Below are 21,974 nucleotides of genomic sequence, written 5' to 3'. Positions count from 1 at the left end.
AAACGACAGTTCCAAAAAGATAGTTTTATTCGCTTTCAGAGGGGCGAATACCTTCTATTTGCAGCTGTGATGAGCCTTTTTTGAAAACATTATCTTCGATGGTATAGACTATATCGAACGAACGTTTTGACTTAATATAACGTGCTGACTCGCTCTGTCCGAAGGCAATACCATTCATTACATTGTTTGATTTAGAATCTACCAACTCCAATTTTATATGCTCTTGCGCTCGACCTACGACCTTACTGGTTCCAAAATCGAAAACATCTTTCGTACAGAACAATGGTTTCTCGTTTTTAGGGCCAAAAGGGGCGAAACGTTTCAAGTCGTTATGCAATTTTTTGGTAATATCTTTGAAATCAATAACGGTGTCAATATCCAATGTAGCTTCCTTTTGGTGCGGCTCAATATGCTCATCAACATATTTTTGAAATCTATCTCTAAATTCTTTCACGTTCTCCCACTTCAGCGTAAGGCCTGCTGCATAGGTATGACCACCGAAATTGAGCAACAAATCGCTACAATTTTCAATGGCAGAATACAAATCAAAACCCACTGCGCTGCGAGCTGAGCCTGTTGCTAAGTCGTCTTCACGCGTAATCACAATGGTTGGACGATAATAGATTTCCGTTAAACGTGATGCCACAATGCCTATCACACCTTTTTTCCAATGCTCATCGTAAAGCACAATGCTGTTTTGGTGTTTCTGACTTTCGAGTCTTTCCACAATTTGGTTAGCCTCTTCGGTCATTTGGCGGTCTACATCTTTTCGTTTATCGTTGTATTTATCAATGTTTCTTGCCTCTAAAAGCGCAGTTGCCAAGTCGCGTTCGACCAATAAATCAACACTTTCTTTTCCATTCTCCATGCGTCCGCTGGCATTAATACGAGGTCCTATCTTGAAAATGATGTCGCTCATGGAAAGTTCTCTGCCCGTAAGTCCACAAATTTCAACGATTGCTTGTAGTCCAACACTCGGATTTTGATTCAATTGTTTAAGACCATGAAAGGCTAAAATACGATTTTCGCCCACCACAGGCACTAAATCGGCAGCAATACTTACCGCACAAAAATCGAGTAATGGTATGAGTCGTGAGAATGCAATATTATTGTTATTGGCAAAAGCCTGCATAAACTTAAACCCAACGCCACAACCACATAAATCTTTGAATGGGTAGCTATCGTCAGAGCGTTTCGGATTCAGGATTGCAACGGCTGGTGGCAGATTATTATCAGGCACATGGTGGTCGCAAATAATAAAGTCGATGCCTTGTTCCTTTGCATAAGAAATTTCTTCGACTGCTTTTATGCCGCAATCGAGTATAATAATGAGTTTTACGCCATTGTCTTTTGCAAAATCAATACTTTTTTTGCTCACTCCGTAACCTTCATCATAGCGGTCTGGAATGTAGTATTCTATGTTTGAATAGAACTGACGTAAAAAATTAAACACCAACGCTACCGCCGTACAACCGTCTACGTCGTAATCGCCATAGACCATTATGCGCTCTTTTCGCCCCATTGCATCGTTCAATCTATCCACTGCAACATCCATATCTTGCATGAGAAACGGATTGATAAGGTCGGACAGTTGCGGTCTAAAAAACCTTTTTGCCGCACTTTCTGTTTTAATGCCTCGTCGCAACAACAATGTTGCTAATATGGGACTTATACCAAGTTTCTCTCCAAGTTCCTTAGCCGCATTTGTTTGTTCAGGTGTGGGTGGTGTATAGTTCCATTTTAATTGCATTTTAATATTTTTTATTTCTGCATGTAAAGGTACAAAAAAAAAGCGTAAGTCTGAAAAACTTACGCTTTTTTAAATCTATATTACTATTTTCTCAATCTGTTAAAGTGCGTTTTACCCCACCTTTAAGATGAAAATAGCAGGTGTTTTTTACAAGCCCATCTTCTGACGAATGTCAGCAGGAATAGCGTTTTTATTAACCATGAAGTCCATTGTGTTTGCAGCAATGAAGTTCTTTGTCATGTACCAAATGCCTTTGTAAGCACCAGTTTCACCCCATGAGTTCTTAACCATGTAGTATTCCTTGCCGAATTGGTCCTTAGCGATACCGAAGATAAGCATACCGTGGTCGTCAGTGAGTTCCCAATTGTCGAAACGTTCTTGACGCATTTGTTGTGTTGGAGTTACTTCAGGAACTTTTGCACCGAGTTCGTCAATGAGGCTGCGTTTCTTTGTTGCAGAAAGACCCAACCAACGAGCCATATCGCTACCTTGGAGGCTTTGAACCTTGTTTCCGTCAACCATATAAGCAAGACCGTCGCGTGTGAAACCTGGTTCGCTAACGTCGCCACCCCATGCAATGCAATAGCCATTCATAACAGCGTTGTCGATAATCTTCATCATTTCGTCCATTGGAACGTTGTGAGATTGTGGCATACGCCAGTTGTCTTGTACTTCAACAGCGAATGAAGTGTAGAATGGGTGGTGAGTGTAAGAAGTTACAGTTACATAGTCGTTCCAGTTCAAACCGAGGCTATTAGCAAATTGTTGTGGAGTGTAAGTCTTGCCTTCGTATGTGAATTTTTCTGGGCACTTGCCTAAGTAAGCGTCAAGAATACCTTGAAGACCTGGCTTCCATTGATTAGAAATTTTGCTTGCCTTGTTTGTTGCAATAGCGTTTACGTATGGTTCCATCAATGAGAAGAACTCGTTGAAGTTAAACAAAGAGTCGCCTTGCAATGAACCAGGGAAAGGCATTACGCCCTCAGGACAGATACCATAGTTCATAAGACAATAGAGAGGGTCGTAGCAAGAACCACCTTGTGCGAATTGAGCATCACCATGCATACGAACAACTTGTATTGCGCGGTCCATGTAAGTTTTGTTTGCTACGAAGCTTTCGCAGAGGTCGTAAGTTTTACCTGTAGCTTTCAAGATTTCAGCTTCAAAGTAGCTCAATGTAGAGTAGTCCCAGCAAGTACCTGAACGGTTTTGGTTCTTGATGCTTGTGATAGGATTTTCCTTAATTACAGTGAACACTGGTTTGTTGTCCACTTTCTTTGCAGCTTTTTTAGGAGCTGCATTCGCACCAACCGCAACGAGTGCGAAGAGTGCAAGTACTAAAACTTTTTTCATGATTCTTTAAATGTTTGCCAGCATTTTGTGTTGGCTGACAGTCTTAAAAATTAAATTGTTTGTTAATAATGTTTATTTTTGTTTTCTTTGTTTATGCGTTTATATATTCTTCCACGTCTTTGGCATGATAAGGTATTCTGTCTTTTCCTAAGAAACGGCAGCCGTCAGCTGTGATAAGAATATCGTCTTCGATACGAATACCACCGAAGTCTTTGTATTCATCAAGCTTATCGAAGTTCAAGAACTCTGCGCAATGTTTCTTTGCACGCCATTCGTCGATGAGTGCTGGTATGAAATAAATACCTGGTTCGTCTGTTACAACAAATCCTTCTTCCAAACGGCGTCCCATACGCAAACAATTGGTTCCAAATTGTTCAAGGTTTGGACGAGTTTCTGCATCAAATCCGACATGGATTTGTCCTAATGCTTCCATATCGTGGACGTCCATGCCCATCATGTGTCCCAATCCGTGAGGCAAGAACATGGCGTGAGCGCCTGCTGCCACAGCGTCTTGTGTGTTTCCTTTGGCTAAACCGAGTTCCTTCATGCGGTCAAATATGATGCGACAAATTTCGAAATGCACATCTGCGTATTTCATTCCTGGTTTAGAGAGTGCCAAAGCGGCATCGTGAGCTTCTACTACTGCGTTGTAAACGTCTAATTGGCGTTGGGTGAACTTGCCATTTACAGGGAATGTACGGGTGTTGTCTGAACAATAATGCTCCATAGTTTCGCCTCCACAATCGCACAAAACTAAGCGTCCTGCTTCTAATTCTGCCATTGAAGGATTGCCGTGCATGATTTCGCCATGTTGTGAAAAGATGATTGGGAACGACACCATTGAACCGTATGAGTTGGCAACGCCTTCCAATTGACCTGCTACATACTTTTCTGTAAGTCCAGGTTTTGTGATGCGCATTGCTGTTGTGTGCATCTTGTAACCGATGATTGCAGCACGTTCAAGTTCTTCTATTTCTTCTTGTGTCTTTACGGAACGCATCTTTACGATGGCATTGATAAGTTCCAAACTGGCTGCTTCTTTTTGTGCATTAGGGTGAATGCCCAACAAATCGCTAATTTGAATTTTTATATCGGCACGGTAAGGGGGCAAGAAATGTATCTTACGATTTGACTTTATAGCTTTGTCGCAGATATTTTTCAATTCTTTCATTGGTGCTGAATGGCTCACTCCAACTTGTGCAGCAAGGTCTTTCACAGCATCAACACTTCCAAACCAAACGATGTCTTCTATGTCTATGTCGTCGCCGACTAACATTTCTGTTCCTTCATTCACATCAATGACGCCCACAAGACCGTCACGTTTTTGCCCGAAATAGTACAAAAATGATGAGTCTTGGCGGAATGGCGCATAGCTATTCGCTGGTGAATTAACTGGGGATTCGTTGTTTCCAAACAACAGTATAATACCGTCTTTTACAAGCTTTTTTAGCTCTGAACGACGTTTAATGTAAGTTTCTTTGTTAAACATATCGCTTTCATATATTAGTTTAGGCGCAAAGATAATAATTTTTCGATAAAAAGCAGTAACTTTGTGGGTGATTTTTATAAGTTTTTATGGAATTTGATAAAAATATAGGGTTAGTCCTCGAAGGTGGTGGCATGCGTGGTGTGTTTACATCAGGCGTTTTAGATGCTTTCATGAAGCACGATTTATATTTTAAATACATCGTGGCAGTGTCGGCAGGTGCCTGCAATGGCTTGTCTTATATGAGTCATCAGCCACGCAGGGCAAGGGCTTCTAACATTGATTTATTGGCAAAATACGATTACATTGGGTTGCGTCATCTTGTTACACAGGGGTGTATTTTCGACCCAGACTTATTGTATAAGAAGTTTCCAATGGAGATAATCCCTTACGATTACGACACTTATTTTAAATATATCAGTCGGGGTTACTCGTTCGAAATGGTGGTAACAAATTGTGAAACGGGGCGTGCTGAATATCTTGAAGAACGGAATGGCAACTACCACAGACTCAACAAATTGGCAAGAGCATCGAGTAGTTTGCCTTATGTGAGTAAAATCGTTGATATTGATGGGGTTCCTATGTTGGACGGAGGCATTGTCGATTCCATTCCTTTGCAGCGTGCCATCGCAATAGGACATGAAAAAAATGTTGTCGTTTGCACCAGAAACAAAGGTTGGAGGGATTCGGGGAAGGACATAAAAATTCCTAAATTTGTTTATAGGAACTATCCTCGTTTGCGCTGCGTACTCAGTAAACGCTTGGAAGCCTACAACAAGCAGTTGGATATGATTGACGAATATGAAGCAAAGGGGCTGATAACGGTTTTAAGACCTATCACGCCGATTGTTGTAGGGCGCATGGAAAAAGATATTGTAAAGTTGGAAAACCTTTATAATGAAGGCTTTAAAGTGGGCGAAGCATTTGTTCATTCCATTCAAAACGGTACTATTTTTTAGCGTTTTTGGCAATTTAAAATTCATTCCTGCTAACGCAACACCTTGTAAATTCCTATTTGAAAGACAAAACCCACTGTTTTGAAGTAAAAAATAGGCACTTTTACAGTCCAAAACAATAGGTTTTCGCTATGGGAGAATTGGTCAAGATTACAAAAATAAGAATTCTGTTTCTATCATTTCCCTATTTTAGTGCAATTGTAGTAAGTAGGGGCGTGATTTATCACGTTCCTAATAACCAAAGCAACTTCGTAGGGGCGTGATTTATCACGTTCCTAATAACCAAAGTAACTTCGTAGGGGCGTGATTTATCACGTTCCTAATAACCAAAGTAACTTCGTAGGGGCGTGATTTATCACGTTCCTAATAACCAAAGCAACTTCGTAGGGGCGTTGATTTATCTCGTTTCTATCTATAAAATGTCTTTTTGGTCATTAGGAACGTGATAAATCGCGCCCCTACGAAATGATTGTATCATAAAAAAAACGGACACACCCCGAAAGGGATATGCCCGCTTTTTTATATTTAATGTTTCCTTTAATTACCGTTTATACCATTTCCCTATTTTAATGCAATTGTAGTAACTTCGTAGGGGCGTGATTTATCACGTTCCTAATAACAAAAGTAACTTCGTAGGGGCGTGATTTATCACGTTCCTATCTAAAATGTCTTTTTGGGTCATTAGGAACGTGATACGAGTTGTTGAGCAAAGCGAAAAAATCACGCCCCTACAGATTACCAAAGGTCAAGACGTTCTGACTCAGGCAAGTAAAGTTTATCACCAGGCTTAACGTTAAAGACCTCGTACCATGCGTTAATGTGTGGCAAAGCACCATTTACACGCCATTCGCCCAATGAGTGAGGGTCGCTCTTTGTACGGTTACGAATTTCAGCGTCAGTGATATTAGCAGCCCAAACACCTGCGTAAGCAAGGAAGAAGCGTTGTTCTGGTGTGAAACCATTGATAATCTTAGCTTTCTTACCCTTTGATGCGTTCTTCAAAGCGTTGTAAGCCAACATCAAACCACCATGGTCTGCCAAGTTTTCACCCATAGTAAGGCTACCATTTGCTTTGAGGTCAGGCAACACATTGATATTACTGAAGAATTGACCGAAAGGTGTTGTGCGTGCTTTAAACTTATCAGCATCGCCCTTAGCCCACCAATCTTTCATGTTTCCGTCTTTATCGTAGTTGCGACCACGGTCGTCAAAGCCGTGAGTCATCTCGTGTCCAATGACAACACCGATAGCTCCATAGTTGAAAGCATCGTCGGCCTTAGGGTCAAAGAATGGATATTGAAGGATACCTGCTGGGAAACAAATTTCATTTGTAGTAGGGTTATAGTAAGCATTCACCGTTTGTGGGTTCATGTACCACTTATCTTTATCAACTGGTTTGCCTGCTGTTTCTTCAATGTCTACCTTATTCCAGAACTCACGACAGTTCATAACGTTCTCGTAATAAGACTTTGAAGGGTCGATATTAAGACCACTTATGTCTTGCCACTTGTTTGGATAGCCCACCTTAACATAGAATGTAGAAAGCTTTTCAAGACCAGCTTGCTTTGTTTCTTCGCTCATCCACTTCTGTGCTTTGATGCGTTCTGCCAAAGAAGTTTGAAGGTTCTTAATCAATTCTTCCATGCGTTGCTTGCTGCTTGCAGGGAAATAACGTTGGCAATAGATTTTGCCGAGTGCTTCACCCATTTGTGCTTCAACTTGTGAAGTAGCTATCTTCCAACGTGGATAATCTTGCTTTGTGCCGCGCATCTTCTGACTAAAGAAGTTGAAATACTCTGCACGAACATCGTCGCTAAGGTAGTTTACAGAACCGAGAATAGCGTCCCACTCCATGCGAGCACGGAGTTCGTTGGCTGTTTCAGTCGCTGTCAATTTATCAAGACCTGCCAAAAAGGCTGTCTGACCTACTACCAACTCTTGCATATATTCCGTTTTGATGCCTTCACCGTTAGCCAATGCCTCCAAAGCAAGGTTTGGATACTTTTCCTTAAACTCTGTTAAAGTCATCTTATTGTAGTTGGCTGCTGCATCACGGAGTTCTGTTCTGCTCTTTGAAATCAAAGCAATGGCAGTTTCGTAACGCATAATGGCATCGCGTTTCATCTCAGCTTGCGCTTGTGAGAAGCCGAAAAGTTTGAACATATTGACGATATGTTGCTTGAAAGCATTACGAATGTCAGCCGTTGCCTTATCATTGTCAAGATAATAATCCTTCTGACCCAATGTAAGACCACTTTGTGATACATTCAAAATGTTCATTTTAGCGTTCTTTTCGTCGGCTCCAAAACCGAAACTCATTGCTACACCATAGCCACGGTGTGCATATTTCACTTGCAAAGCACGCAAGTCGGCGAGTGTTTTAGCTGCTTCCATTTCTTGCAACAATGGCATTACAGGTGCTACACCCTCTTTATTGCGGCGCACAGAGTCCATTGCGAGTCTGTAAAAGTCGCCTAATTTTTGTTCAACACTACCTGGTTTTGCTTTCTTTTTAAGCAATTCAGAAAGAATAGCGTTAATACGTTTGTTGTTGTTCTCGCCTAATTGGTCGAATGAACCATAACGAGAAAAGGCAGCAGGCAATGGGTTGTTCTTTTGCCAACCGCCTGTTGCAAACTGATAAAAGTCATCAGCTGGACGCACCGACCTATCAAGATTACTCTCTTTTATGCCTGCTTGGTTTTGTGCCAAACCTGCAATAGGAGCTGAAGCAATCATCATCATCGGTAAGATAGTTTTGATGTTCATGTTTTAATGCTGTTTGTTTTAAGCTTTTTCGTAACTATCCATTAGACTTATCCAAGGTTGAAAAGTTTAAAAGATACGAGAAAGCTAATTGTTATTGATTGTTTTATTCGTTTATTCTATTTGCAAGTTTTCTAATGCCTCCGAAAGAGTTACCCAACGCTCGTTTTCTTCGTCTAAGCGGCGTTGCAAGTCTGTATATTCGGTTACAAGTTCCATGTTTGAAGCGTTTTCAGGCGACATTAGTAATTCGTCTAACTCCATTTTGCGCTCTTCCATTTTCTGAATGGTCTTCTCCGACTCCTCAACAGCTCTTTGCGCTTTCTTTATTTTCTTTTGTTGTTCCTTTCGTTCGGCGTAGGTTAAGGCGCCAGAGGTAGGTTCTTTTCCGCTTTCTTGCTTTACATTCGCATTGTTTTCGGTCGTTTCCGTCGCAACATTGTTGCTCGCTTTGCTCAAACTTTCTTGGATTGTTGCCGCATTATGAGCCTGCAAATAATCGTAAATGCCACCTAAATGTTCACGAACTTTACCACCTCCAAACTCGTAAACCTTTGTTACAAGTCCGTCAAGGAACTCTCTATCGTGTGAAACGATAATCGCTGTTCCATCGAAAGCCTTAATGGCTTCCTTCAAAACCTCCTTTGATGTAATGTCAAGGTGGTTGGTTGGTTCGTCCAAAATCAACAGATTGACAGGCTCTAACAAGAGTTTTATCATTGCCAATCGGGAACGTTCACCACCTGAAAGCACTTTCACTTTCTTTTCAGAGGTTTCTCCTCCGAACATAAAAGCACCCAAAAGGTCGTTTATTCTCAAACGCATATCGCCTTTAGCTACATTGTCTATGGTTTGGAAAATCGTTAGTTCTTCGTCCAATAACTGGGCTTGGTTTTGCGCAAAATAACCGATTTGTATGTTATGCCCTACTTTTAAATTGCCGTCAAAGGCTATTTCGCCCATGATACACTTCACCAAAGTAGATTTTCCTTCACCATTTTTGCCCACGAAAGCCACCTTTTCGCCTCGCTTAATGGTCATATTGACATTGTCAAACACAAGGCGTGGAGGATATTCTTTGCGTACATTGTCGCAGATAACAGGGTAATCGCCACTTCGAAGACAGGGTGGAAATTTTAGGCGCATCGCTGAATTGTCTACCTCATCAACCTCTATTGGCACAATTTTTTCTAATTGTTTGATGCGTTGTTGCACCTGTACTGCCTTTGTAGCTTGATAGCGGAAACGTTCAACAAAGGCTTTTATATCAGCTATTTCCTTCTGTTGGTTTTCGTAAGCACGCAGTTGTTGTTCTCTGCGTTCCTTTCTCAACACAAGATATTCATCGTATTTCACTTTGTAATCCTCGACTCTACCGCATGTTATCTCCAAGGTTCGATTGGTAACATTATTGATAAATGCCTTATCGTGGGATACTAAAACAACGGCTTTAGCACTTTGTGAAAGAAATTGTTCTAACCATTGAATAGATTCAATATCCAAATGATTGGTTGGTTCGTCAAGTAATAGCACGTCAGGGCGGCGTAAAAGTATCTTTGCCAACTCTATACGCATGCGCCAACCACCTGAAAACTCGCGTGTAGGACGGTCGAAATCTGTACGCTCAAAGCCTAATCCCACTAATGTTCGTTCTATTTCTGCCTCGTAGTTTTCACCCCCTAACATCATAAAACGCTCATGTTCTTGCGTAAAACGTTCAACAAGTTGCGTGTAACTATCGCTCTCATAGTCGGTTCGTTCAGCCATTTCTTGTTGCATTCGCTCCAACTTTTCTTTCATTTTTGTGGCATCGGCAAATGCTTTTCGGGTTTCTTCCTTCACCGTAGTATCGTCCGATAGCTTCATTACCTGTGGCAAATAGCCAATGGTAGTTTCGTTTGGAATAGCCACAACGCCTCCTGTTGGCTTTTGTTGCCCACAAAGAATTTTCAGCATTGTAGATTTTCCAGCACCATTCTTGCCCACCAAAGCAATGCGGTCGCGGTCGTTTACCACGAAAGAAACGTCTTGAAAGAGTGGTTTTACACCAAACTCAACCTTCAAACCTTCTATTGATAACATCTTCTTGTATTCTGTTTTCCCTTTTAGGTGGGTTCTAAAAATTAGTTTTGCTGTATTTTAAGGTTTTTATTGAGCAAAAATAGGCTGTGAATAAGGGAGCATAGTGGACTATGCGACCGAATGAACTGACCATTTGTGCCAATAAAAGACCAAAAGAAAGCAAAACGTAACCCATTATTTAAAGTTATATATTACGGTGGTAATTTTTAGAACCCACCTAAAATAATAAAGGTGCAAAGTTAAACAATCTTTTTACAAAATGCAAGCAATTTGATTGCCGATTAGAAGAAAAGCTGTAACTTTGTAGAAATTAAGACGACAAAACACAATGAACACTTATACAAAGCACATTGCAGCAACGCTTCATTTATCGGAGAAGAGTGTTGATGCCACATTAACCCTCCTAAACGAGGGTTGCACCATTCCTTTCATTGCACGATACCGCAAGGAACGCACAGGAAACCTTGACGAAGTGCAAATAACGCATATATCGGAGCTGAACGACAAGCTGAAAGAAACCGATAAACGCAAAGAAACTATCTTGAAAACAATTAAGGAACAAGGCAAACTAACGCCTGAATTGGAAAACAAAATCGTCAATTGTTGGGACAATTCTTTGCTCGAAGACCTTTACTTACCTTACAAACCAAAACGCAGAACAAAGGCGCAAATTGCTCGGGAACAAGGGCTTGAACCTTTGGCTACCCTAATCCTCATGCAAAGGGAACAAAATCCGACTGCTGCCAGCAAACGTTTTGTAAAAGGAGAGGTAAAGGACGAGGCTGCCGCATTGCAGGGAGCAAAGGATATTATTGCCGAAATGGTAAGCGAAGACCAACAGGCACGCAACACGGTACGCGCTGCCTACAAACGTGAAGCCATGATTTCGTCAAAGGTTATCAAGAAAATGGAGGACAAAGAAGAGGCGCAAAAATTCTCCGATTACTTCGATTTTTCAGAACCATTACGCCGCTGTAATAGCCACAGACTATTGGCTATGCGCCGTGGCGAGGCTGCTGGCATTCTGCGAGTAAGTATTTCGGTTGATAATGACGAGTGTATTGACCGATTAAACCGACAATTTGTGCGTGGTAGAGGTGCGTGTCAAACGTTAGTTACAGAGGCGGTTGAAGATAGTTTCAAACGATTAATTAATCCAAGTATAGAAAATGAGTTTGCAGGACTGAGCAAAGAGAAAGCTGACGAGGAAGCTATCAAAGTTTTTACAGAAAATTTACGCCAATTATTGCTCTCTGCTCCACTCGGTCAAAAGCGTGTTTTGGCACTCGACCCAGGCTTTGCCAATGGTTGTAAAATGGCTTGTTTAGATGCGCAAGGCAATCTTTTGCACCATGAAATTATCTATCCCCACCCTCCCAAACGCCTCTATGGACAAGCCACAGTAGCCGTTTTGCGCATGGTAAACCAATACCATATTGAAGCTATTGCCATAGGAAACGGAACGGCAAGCCGTGAATCGAAAGATTTTATCACAGAGTGTTTAGGCAATTTGTCGGCAGAAAGCAAAGAAACTCCGAAGGTTTTTGTGGTTAGTGAAGACGGAGCGTCTATTTATTCAGCCTCAACCACAGCACGAGAGGAGTTCCCTGACGAGGACGTAACCACTCGTGGAGCTGTGTCTATCGGTCGTCGGCTCATGGATCCATTGGCAGAATTGGTGAAAATCGACCCAAAAAGCATTGGCGTAGGACAATATCAACACGATGTAGACCAAAGTAAACTAAAACATTCATTAGACCAAACGGTGGAAAGTTGTGTAAATCAAGTAGGTGTAAATCTAAATACAGCCTCAAAACACTTGCTTATGTACGTCAGTGGATTGGGTGCTGCATTGGCACAGAACATTGTTGATTACAGAAAAGAGCATGGTGCATTCACGGCTCGCACACAACTGAAGAAAGTTCCACGCCTTGGCGCAGCGGCATTCCAACAATGTGCAGGTTTCTTACGCATTCCAAACGCTAAAAATCCGTTAGACAATTCAGCCGTACACCCCGAAAGTTACCACATTGTGGAAGCAATGGCGAAAGACAAAAATTGCAGTGTTAGCGAACTAATTAGTAATAAAGAAGCCCTTAAACAAATTGATTTAAAACACTATCAATCACAAGAAGTAGGACTACCAACGCTTAACGACATTCTAAACGAATTAGAAAAGCCTGGGCGCGACCCTCGTGAGCAATTAGAAGCTTTCGAATTTGATGCTTCAGTGCATAGTATTGAAGATTTAAAAGCGGGTATGGAGCTGCCAGGAATCGTAACCAACATCACCAATTTTGGTGCTTTCGTAGACCTTGGTGTCCATCAAGACGGCCTTGTTCATGTGTCGCAACTTGCCAACAAGTTTGTTTCCGACCCCACTACGATTGTACACCTGCATCAACACGTCCGTGTCAGAGTTATGGAAGTAGATTTGCGCCGTCATCGCATCGCCCTTTCCATGAAAGGAGTGAGCCAAAAATAATTTTTAGGCGGACATTTGCGACAACGTAGGGGGCATTTGCAGCAACGTAGGGGCATGATTTTTTCGCTTTGCTCAACAACTCGTATCACATTCCTAACAACCAAAATTGCACTACAACCGAATTTCTACGCCGAGAATGAAGGTTCGTGGGCGCAATTCGTAACGATTGGTGAAGATGCCTACGCCTGTATAAGTGGTTTCTTCATAGTTGCAACGATTGAAAATGTTGGTTAGTTTGGCAGAAAAAAGCACTTTTTTCAATCGCCAAATGGCACTTGCATCGGCAAGAAAAGTATTGAGCGCACCTGCTTCGAGTTGGTTATGATGGTAAGTTCCTTTCACGGAAAGGTCTACATGGTGTATGGTTGCAGTGAGTGTCAGACTTTGTCTCCAATTGAATCGTGAAGCCATTTCGATGTTGTCGGTCTTCGATTTGCCAATGGCGAAGGTGCCTTCGTAAGACAAAAACATGAAAGAAGGTGAATAAGTGATGGACGGAGCAAGGCTTAACGAGCGGTAATTGTAGCCCACTACCCTATCGTTGGTGTATTGTTCGCCTTTGTTATACATTGCCGAAAGGCTTAAAGAGGTCTTTAAATGGTATTTATAGAAACCTTTCGACAACCAATAACTACCTATAATATTGGTGTTGCAAGTGTTGTGCTGGGCATATTTCATGAGGTAATTGCCATTAAGAATTTGCATATCCACCACCGAATTGCTCCACGAACGACTTACCTTGAACGTCGTATTGGCAAAAAGTTCTCTTACAACTCGTTTGTAAGCATGTCGAAAGTTGAAGTTGAAGGAGCGATTCCACGGCATAAAAGTGGGTGCTACGTTCCATGTACGATAGTCTGTGCGGTAGTTGTCCAAGGCAAATGTTGCCAAACCTCGGATTGATTCGCCATAAGAAAGTGATGCGTTATACTCTGTTCGGCTACTTTTCTTGAAGTTTGTACCCACGTATGGCGATGCGGTGAAATAAGTTTTTTGCTGTTGGGTAAGGTATTTTAGTCTTAAAGATGCGCCAAAATAAGTGCGCCATTTGCCACTTTTATAGTTAAAATTAGGCGATGAGTAAAGGCTAATATCCGTATTTCCCCCTCGCACGTTTAAGTGTTCTGCCTCAATACCGATGTTGTAATTTTGCTTTAAGCGATTGCCGATGCGCCAACTCGCCTCGTTGTCGGTATGCCATAGATTTGAATTGATTTTTTCGTGGTCATCATTGAGGTACAAATCGTTACGGCTGTGATGATAATCTACGATGGATTGCCAAGAGAACGTACTATTTTCATGATTGGTCGTGGTGCTAATGTAGCCTTGCAAATTGAGTTCTGGGGTGCGTACTCGTTGCGAAAGGTTGGCGTGTCCCGTGCTTTCGAGTTCCGATAGTGCGTCTTCTTGCGCTGCATTCATTTTGAAACGTATCGTTCCATAATGTGTTTCCATATTTATTTTCTTATCGATGTTAAAGTTGAACGCATCTTCTAACAACGTAAGGCGGTGGTTTTCGGTGGTAATAGTAGGTGTTTCTGCCAAATAATAAGTAGAAAAATTGGTTCTATTTTGCCGCAAAACATTGCGATAATAGTCAGCCGTGATGCGCAATTCGCTATCATTTTTCAATTTTGTAAGTCGGTTAATACTATAATTTTGCGATGTATTGAAGCGCAATCGGTTGGCATCAATGGGCGCAACAAGTCCTGCTACGGAATACCAAGCAGAGAGTGAAGCGGGTTGGGGAGCCATGAAATCGAAAACAAATTGCTGGTTTGAATTTGAAATATCCTTGCCCGTACGGTCGTAAATAATGTCGTACATCACTTGTTTGCGCTTGCCTATTTGCATTGCGTTAGCCGAACCGCCTACATGAGTGGGTCGTCCAACGGCAAGATAGGGGCGAAGGGTAAGGGAAAGCTGGTCGCGTACCGAATCTTTCAATACAACATTCATGGCGATATTGTCGGTAAACACCTTATCTTGCAAGGCTTTGATGGGCTGGTCGTGTTCAATGACTTCGGCTTTCTTCACATCTTTCGCCTTGATATTGTCGGTAAGTTTGTTGTAACTGCCATCGCTAAGGTCGAGTCCTTCCACTGTAAAGCGACTAATTTCTTTTCCTTGCACACTAATTTTGCCATTATCAGCTACTTGAACCCCTGGGAGTTTCTTCAAAACATCTTTCAAATTGTTATCGCGTTCCGATGTAAAACGGGTCAAATCAAAGGTGATTGTGTCACGTCGTGCAGTGATTGGTCCCCCCATAACGGTTATTTCCTTCATTTCAAACACCTTTTGCTCCATTTCTATGCGGTTGCCCGAAGCCTTTTTAACTGCTATTTTCTTCCTTGCATACTCCATGGCTGTGGCTTGTAATTGCAGCTTTGAAGGTTCGCTACTGACATTTTGAAACACAAATTCCCCTTTTTCGTTGGTGCGCACAAAGGTTATGGTCTTTCCATTGCTCATCAATAGCACATTAGCATTGGCAATAGGACGTTGCGAGAGAGAATCGACAACGATGCCAGAGATATTGGTTTGCGCCGAAAGAGCGAGCGGAAAGAGGAGAAGAAGGCTTCCCCAACACCTCAGAAGTCTTTTTCCAACCTCCTCTGTTGGGAGGGGGAGCGCAAAAAGGATATGGGTTAGAATTTGTAGAAGTTTCATTTGATATTGCTTTTGAAAGTTTTTTTGTTTTCGGACGAGTCGGACAAATTGGGTTGGGAGGACTAGTCCGACTAGTCCGACTAGTCTGACTAGTCTGACGTAAATAGCAGTTTCGTACTCCCTCTCCCAACGGAGGGGTTGGTGGGGGAGGCTTTTACCTCTCTATCGAATTGCTTGGTATTGGCTTCGACAATGCTTTTTGGAATTTTGCTTTCACTTCCTCTGGCACATCTATTGTTATACCTTCCGCTGCAAAAACATCTTGTGGAACGGCTTTTATTTGTGCTTCCTTGAACTCTTTCATCGTTGATTTGGTATATTCATCAAACTTTAAATTATACAAAAGGTCGGCAGTACCATCTGTTTGCTTCATGCCAACGCAATCAAAAATGTATTGTTGTTGAGCATCTGAAGCACGAAGGATTAGTCCAGGAAGACCACAGAGCTTCCAAGGACCATTGTCTAAAGGAATATCAGCGGTAAACCATGCTGTCCATTGGCGACCTTTGAAGGTTGTTCGAGCCATTTGGCAGTCGTAATTGAGGATTTTCTTTGTGCTATCGGCAACTATTTCCCATTTTGGCTGCTCCATTGGCTCTTCAATGCGAAATTCTTCGATTATCACTTCGTCAATATAAGTAGTCTTCCCCTTAGGATAGTTACGGAAAAAATTCATAGTAATATTCCCACGCGATACATTCGACTTAGCAACATCGCCTATTTTAACCGATTTTAGAAGTTCGTCATCATAAGCACGCTTGGTTGCACTATAAAAATAGCTCACCATTTCGCCCACCTCAAGGCGCATATCGTCTTGTCCGTAGACATATTTTCCATTCTCATCGCGTGCCGTTGTGTCTTTAACGCTCTGTGTGCGATAAGTAATTTCGTACTTTATTTTGTCGATTGCTTTTGTTTCTTGTGCTTTTTTAGGCTTAGCACTGATGGTTAGCAGCGATAAAAGTAGGACTGCTGATGTTAAAAGGATTCTTTTCATTGTTTATAGTTTGGGTTTTTTAATTTCTTTGGGACTAGTCGGACTAGTCGAACTAGTCGAACTAGTCGGACTAGTCGTACTAGTCAGACCAGTCCGACGTAAATAGCAGTTTCGTACTCCCTCTTCCAACGGAGGGGTTGGTGGGGGAGGCTTTTACCTCTCTATCGAATTGCTTGGTATTGGCTTTGAGAATGCTTTTTGGAATTCTGCTTTCATTTCCTCTGGCACTTCTATTGTTATACCTTTCGCTGCAAAAACATCTTGTGGAACGGCTTTTTTTTGTACTTCCTTGAACTCTTTCATCGTTGATTTGGTATATTCATCAAACTTTAAATTATACAAAAGGTCGGCAGTACCATCTGTTTGCTTCATGCCAACGCAATCAAAAATGTATTGTTGTTGAGCATCTGAAGCACGAAGGATTAGTCCAGGAAGACCACAGAGCTTCCAAGGACCATTGTCTAAAGGAATATCAGCGGCAAACCATGCTGTCCATTGGCGACCTTTGAAGGTTGTTCGAGCCATTTGGCAGTCGTAATTGAGAATTTTCTTTGTGCTATCGGCAACTATTTCCCATTTTGGCTGCTCCATTGGCTCTTCAATGCGAAATTTTTCGCTTAGCACTTCGTCAATATAAGTAGTCTTCCCCTTAGGATAGTTACGGAAAAAATCCATTGTAATATTCCCACTCGATAAATTCGACTTAGCAACATCGCCTACTTCAATCGATTTTAGAATTTCGTCATCATAAGCATGGTTGGTTGCACTATAAAAATAGCTCACCATTTCGCCCACCTCAAGGCGCATATCGTCTTGTCCGTAGACATATTTTCCATTCTCATCGCGTGCCGTTGTGTCTTTAACGCTCTGTGTGCGATAAGTAATTTCGTACTTTATTTTGTCGATTGCCTTTGTTCCTTGTGCTTTTTTAGGCTTAGCACTGATGGTTAGCAGCGATAAAAGTAGGACTGCTGATGTTAAAAGGATTCTTTTCATTGTTTATAGTTTGGGGTTTTTAATTTCTTTGGGACTTGTCGGACTAGTCGAACTAGTCGAACTAGTCGGACTAGTCTGACTAGTCAGACATAAATAGCCTTTCTCATTTATTCAAAGGCAAAGATAACAATTTTATAACCCTTAATTCCGCAACACTATTATAACTTAAACTTTTTAAGTACCTGAGCAACAAAAAGTTGCCCAGGATTTTGCCATGTCAAAGAATTCACTTATCTTAGTGTTGCAAAACAAGCAAGCAAAACTCTGATATGGCATGGCAAAAATACATATTAAATCCGATAAACTCACTCCTTTTGGAGGAATATTTTCAATCATGGAGCAATTTGACTCCACATTGTCATCTGTAATCGACTCGACCCTCGGTCTAAGGTGTAGATCATTCGGTTATCAGTACAGCGAAATCATCCGTTCACTCATGAGTATCTACTTCTGTGGTGGCTCATGTGTTGAGGATGTCACTACTCATTTGATGAGCCATCTCTCGCTTCATCCGACACTTCGAACTTGTAGCTCTGATACTATCCTCAGAGCGATAAAGGAGCTGACGCAAGAAAACATTTCATACACATCAGATATGGGCAAGACCTACGATTTCAACACGGCTGACACTCTCAATACTTTACTGCTCAATTGTATGTTTGCATCTGGCCAACTGAAAGAGGACGAGATGTATGATGTTGATTTCGACCATCAGTTCATAGAGACAGAGAAGTATGATGCAAAGCCTACATACAAGAAGTTCCCTGGTTATCGCCCTGGCGTGGCGGTTATTGGCGACTTAATCGTTGGCATTGAGAATAGCGATGGCAACACAAATGTTCGTTTTCATCAGAAGGACACGCTGAAGAGGTTCTTTGAGAGATTTGAACAGAACGGCCTTACTATCAATCGTTTCAGAGCTGACTGTGGATCATGTTCCGAGGAAATCGTAGAAGAAGTAGAGGAACACTGCAAATCCTTCTATATCCGCGCAAACCGCTGCAGTTCGCTCTACAATGAAATCTTTGCTCTCAGAGGTTGGAAAACTGAGGAAATCAATGGCATTGAGTTCGAATTGAACTCTATCCTTATTGAAAAGTGGAAGGGTAAAGCATACCGACTTGTGATTCAAAGACAGAAACGGTTGGATGGTGTATTGGATCTCTGGGAAGGAGAATACACATACCGTTGTATCCTGACTAACGACTATGTATCTTCCGTAAGAGAGATTGTCGAGTTCTATAACCTTCGAGGGGGAAAGGAACGTATCTTCGATGATATGAACAATGGTTTCGGATGGGACCGATTGCCCAAATCCTTCATGGCAGAGAACACCGTGTTCCTTCTTCTTACAGCACTTATCCGTAACTTCTACAAGGCCATTATCCAAAGACTTGATGTAAAGAGGTTCGGACTCAATACAACAAGCCGCATAAAAGCGCTTGTCTTCAGGTTTGTCTCTGTACCAGCAAAGTGGATCAGGACATCAAGGCAGTATGTGCTGAATATCTATACTTGTAACAATGCTTACGCGGATGTGTTCCAGACAGATTTTGGATAACGCCTACAATTTATGGGTATGATACTGCGTATTGCCTCAAGTCGCATTGTGGGGTAAGGGGATGTTGTAGGCTGAAGTGGGGGATTTCAGTTCTAATTATCTGCAAATTCAGTAATGAGAGGATGTGTACACGCAAGAAGGACGTTGAAAAGTTAAGTTGCGGATTTGAGGATAACGAAAAAAAAAAGAAATATGCTAATTTTTTCATTTGCAAACCCAAAACAGCCTATTTTGAAGGGAAAAACAAGGGATATTGAAGAAGAAAAGCGGCTATTTCGTTTGAGAAAGCAAATGGGGAAAGTCGGAATAGTCAGACTTGTCCCACTTGTCTGACTCACTCCCGACAAGCTTTTCCAATGATTATTCTGTGTTTTTTGAGAACATTTAGCATTTATCTTGCTCGTTTTTCGGTTAAAATATGTAAGTTTGCACCAAGAAACATTAAACCTTTAAAACCCTTAAAATTATGATTAAAGATTATATTAAGGAAAATCAAGAAAGAATACTCGACGAGCTTTTCAGCTTGATACGTATTCCAAGTGTGAGTGCGCAACCTGAGAAGCACGGCAAAGATATGATTCGTTGTGCTGAACGCTGGCAAGAGCTTTTGCTCATGGCAGGCGTTGATAAGGCAGAAGTGATGCCAACAGAAGGCAACCCTGTGGTTTATGGCGAAAAAATAATAGACCCAGCAGCTAAAACTGTGCTCATCTATGGACACTATGATGTGATGCCAGCTGAACCATTCGAACTTTGGAACAGTGAACCATTCGAGCCTGTTATCAAAGACGGACGCATTTGGGCGCGTGGAGCCGACGACGATAAAGGTCAATCGTTCATTCAAGCAAAGGCTTTCGAATATATTGTAAAGAACAATTTGTTGAAACACAACATAAAATTCATTCTCGAAGGCGAAGAAGAAATTGGTTCACCAAGCCTTAGCGCATTCTGCTCAAAGCACAAGGAATTGCTAAAATGCGACATTATTCTCGTTTCAGATACCAGCATGATAGCCAAAGACATACCTTCGCTTACAGTAGGTTTGCGTGGTTTGGCTTATTGGCAAATCGAAGTAACGGGTCCGAACCACGACCTCCACTCTGGACACTTCGGCGGAGCTGTGGCAAACCCTATCAATGTGCTTTGCAAAATGATTACCGACGTTACCGACAAGGACGGAAAAATTCAGTTCCCAGGCTTCTACGACGATGTTGAAGAGGTTTCAAAGGAAGAACGCGACATGGTGGCACAGATTCCATTCAACGAAGAGGATTACAAGAAATCGCTCGATGTAGAAGAACTCTTTGGCGAAAAGGGTTACAGCACCATCGAACACACTGGTTTCCGCCCAAGTTTCGACGTTTGCGGTATCTGGGGTGGCTATCAAGGCGAAGGCGCAAAGACGGTGATTCCGTCAAAGGCTTACGCTAAATTGTCATGCCGCCTCGTTCCTCACCAAGACCACAAGAAAATTGGACAATTGGTGGTTGATTACTTCAAGAAAGTTGCTCCAAAGAGCGTTAAAATCAATATTGAATCTTTGCATGGCGGTCAAGGTTACGTTTGTCCTATCGACCTTCCAGCTTACAAGGCTGCTGAACGTGGTTTCGAAATGGCTTTCGGCAAGCGTCCTATCGCAGCACGCCGTGGCGGAAGTATTCCAATCATTGCCACATTCGAGGAAATTCTTGGTGTAAAGACAGTGCTAATGGGCTTCGGCTTGGAGTCAAACCTCATTCACTCGCCAAACGAAAACATTCCTTTGGATATGTATTGGAAAGCTATCGAAGCTGTTATCAACTTCCACTTAGAGTTCGATAAACTTTAAAAGAGTCTACTATTGGGACGAGTCAGACTAGCCCGACTAGTCCGACTAGTCCCCCAAAAAACTAAAAAAAGAGAAAAAAATGAAACCAACATTATTATTGCTTGCTGCGGGTATGGGAAGCCGTTACGGCGGACTAAAACAGTTGGACGGATTAGGTCCAAATGGCGAAACCATCATGGACTATTCCATCTACGATGCCATTAAAGCAGGATTTGGAAAGATAGTATTCATCATTCGCAAAGATTTTGAAGAGCAATTCCGCCAACAAGTACTTGCAAAATACGAGGGACACATTCCCGCTGAACTCGTTTTCCAAAGTATAGACGCACTCCCTGAAGGCTTCAAAGTGCCAGAAGGAAGAGAAAAACCATGGGGAACCAATCACGCTGTACTCATGGCAAAAGACGTTATCAAAGAACCTTTCTGCGTTATCAACTGCGACGACTTCTACAATCGTGATGCTTTCCAAGTAATCGGTAAGTTCCTTGCCGACTTACCAGAAGGTGCTAAGAACCGTTACGCCATGGTAGGCTTCCGTGTGGGCAATACCTTGAGCGAAAATGGAACCGTTTCACGTGGACTTTGCCAAACAAACGAGCAAGGACACCTCACAACCGTGGTGGAACGCACCAAGATTGAACGCCGTGATGGGAAAGTTCAGTACATGGAAAACGAGGCGTGGACAACCGTTGACGACAATACGCCAACTTCAATGAACGTGTGGGGATTCACACCCGACTACTTTGAATATAGCGAAGCCTATTTCAAAGAATTTCTTGCCGACCCAAAGAATATGGAAAACTTGAAATCAGAGTATTTCATTCCTATGATGGTCAATAAACTTATCAACGACGGAACAGCAACAGTAGATGTTCTTGACACCACAAGCACATGGTTTGGCGTTACTTATCCTGCCGACCGTGAGGGTGTTGTGGCACGCATCAAGCAGCTTGTAGAAGAAGGAGTTTATCCAGAAAAGTTGTTTTAAAGTTCGCCAAAAGGATTTTTTTAGACGAGTCAGACTTGTCAGACCAGTCAGAC

13 protein-coding genes are annotated in these 21,974 nt (G+C 42.0%); 5 read left to right on the top strand and 8 right to left on the bottom strand.

Annotation, left to right across the window (positions count from 1 at the left end):
* Positions 1 to 25 precede the first annotated feature (25 nt).
* The 3 genes from recJ to DYI03_RS12640 all read right to left on the bottom strand — a co-directional run bounded on the left by recJ (position 26) and on the right by DYI03_RS12640 (position 4,592).
* The gene (gene recJ / locus DYI03_RS12650; RefSeq protein ID WP_004356489.1) at positions 26 to 1,750 is read right to left on the bottom strand and encodes a single-stranded-DNA-specific exonuclease RecJ; all 1,725 of its coding nucleotides are present in this window, start codon (positions 1,748 to 1,750) and stop codon (positions 26 to 28) included.
* A gap of 147 nt (positions 1,751 to 1,897) precedes the next feature.
* A complete protein-coding gene (locus DYI03_RS12645) occupies positions 1,898 to 3,103 on the bottom strand; it encodes a C1 family peptidase (RefSeq protein ID WP_004356451.1) in 1,206 nt (401 codons plus the stop codon).
* Between the two features lie 91 nt (positions 3,104 to 3,194).
* Positions 3,195 to 4,592 (bottom strand): aminopeptidase P family protein, encoded by a 1,398-nt coding sequence (locus DYI03_RS12640; RefSeq protein WP_004356500.1) that lies wholly within the window; start codon positions 4,590 to 4,592, stop codon positions 3,195 to 3,197.
* 86 nt (positions 4,593 to 4,678) lie between these two features.
* On the opposite strand from DYI03_RS12640, the gene DYI03_RS12635 reads away from it, so the two are divergent.
* Positions 4,679 to 5,548 carry a patatin-like phospholipase family protein gene (locus tag DYI03_RS12635; RefSeq protein ID WP_021669826.1) on the top strand — a complete coding sequence of 290 codons (870 nt, stop codon included), beginning with the start codon at positions 4,679 to 4,681 and terminating at the stop codon, positions 5,546 to 5,548.
* 732 nt (positions 5,549 to 6,280) lie between these two features.
* Here DYI03_RS12635 and DYI03_RS12630 read toward each other — a convergent pair.
* Both DYI03_RS12630 and DYI03_RS12625 read right to left on the bottom strand, forming a co-directional pair.
* Positions 6,281 to 8,314, bottom strand: coding sequence for a M13 family metallopeptidase (locus tag DYI03_RS12630; RefSeq protein ID WP_021670122.1), 2,034 nt, complete (start codon positions 8,312 to 8,314; stop codon positions 6,281 to 6,283).
* 111 nt (positions 8,315 to 8,425) lie between these two features.
* The gene (locus DYI03_RS12625; protein ID WP_021670123.1) at positions 8,426 to 10,393 is read right to left on the bottom strand and encodes an ABC-F family ATP-binding cassette domain-containing protein; all 1,968 of its coding nucleotides are present in this window, start codon (positions 10,391 to 10,393) and stop codon (positions 8,426 to 8,428) included.
* Positions 10,394 to 10,721: 328 nt separating this feature from the next.
* On the opposite strand from DYI03_RS12625, the gene DYI03_RS12620 reads away from it, so the two are divergent.
* Positions 10,722 to 12,878 carry a Tex family protein gene (locus tag DYI03_RS12620; protein WP_021670125.1) on the top strand — a complete coding sequence of 719 codons (2,157 nt, stop codon included), beginning with the start codon at positions 10,722 to 10,724 and terminating at the stop codon, positions 12,876 to 12,878.
* A gap of 111 nt (positions 12,879 to 12,989) precedes the next feature.
* On the opposite strand, the gene DYI03_RS12615 is transcribed toward DYI03_RS12620, so the two are convergent.
* The 3 genes from DYI03_RS12615 to DYI03_RS12605 form a co-directional block, all read right to left on the bottom strand.
* Positions 12,990 to 15,551, bottom strand: a complete 2,562-nt coding sequence (locus DYI03_RS12615) for a carboxypeptidase regulatory-like domain-containing protein (protein ID WP_242401876.1) — start codon at positions 15,549 to 15,551, stop codon at positions 12,990 to 12,992.
* A 154-nt stretch (positions 15,552 to 15,705) separates the two neighbouring features.
* Positions 15,706 to 16,548 carry a GLPGLI family protein gene (locus tag DYI03_RS12610; RefSeq protein ID WP_115367987.1) on the bottom strand — a complete coding sequence of 281 codons (843 nt, stop codon included), beginning with the start codon at positions 16,546 to 16,548 and terminating at the stop codon, positions 15,706 to 15,708.
* A 153-nt stretch (positions 16,549 to 16,701) separates the two neighbouring features.
* Complete coding sequence (locus tag DYI03_RS12605) at positions 16,702 to 17,544, bottom strand: GLPGLI family protein (protein ID WP_115367986.1); 843 nt, start codon at positions 17,542 to 17,544, stop codon at positions 16,702 to 16,704.
* Between the two features lie 274 nt (positions 17,545 to 17,818).
* Between DYI03_RS12605 and DYI03_RS12600 the strand changes: the two genes are divergently transcribed.
* The 3 genes from DYI03_RS12600 to DYI03_RS12585 all read left to right on the top strand — a co-directional run bounded on the left by DYI03_RS12600 (position 17,819) and on the right by DYI03_RS12585 (position 21,921).
* Positions 17,819 to 19,105: an IS1380 family transposase gene (locus DYI03_RS12600; RefSeq protein ID WP_115367883.1), complete on the top strand. Its 1,287-nt coding sequence runs from the start codon at positions 17,819 to 17,821 to the stop codon at positions 19,103 to 19,105.
* Positions 19,106 to 19,571: 466 nt separating this feature from the next.
* Positions 19,572 to 20,933, top strand: a complete 1,362-nt coding sequence (locus DYI03_RS12590) for a dipeptidase (protein ID WP_021668370.1) — start codon at positions 19,572 to 19,574, stop codon at positions 20,931 to 20,933.
* Between the two features lie 79 nt (positions 20,934 to 21,012).
* Positions 21,013 to 21,921 (top strand): sugar phosphate nucleotidyltransferase, encoded by a 909-nt coding sequence (locus tag DYI03_RS12585; protein WP_004356446.1) that lies wholly within the window; start codon positions 21,013 to 21,015, stop codon positions 21,919 to 21,921.
* Positions 21,922 to 21,974 lie beyond the last annotated feature (53 nt).

The organism is Prevotella disiens (genome assembly GCF_900454955.1).
GTDB lineage: Bacteria > Bacteroidota > Bacteroidia > Bacteroidales > Bacteroidaceae > Prevotella > Prevotella disiens.
This window is presented reverse-complemented; position numbering and strand designations above follow the sequence as displayed.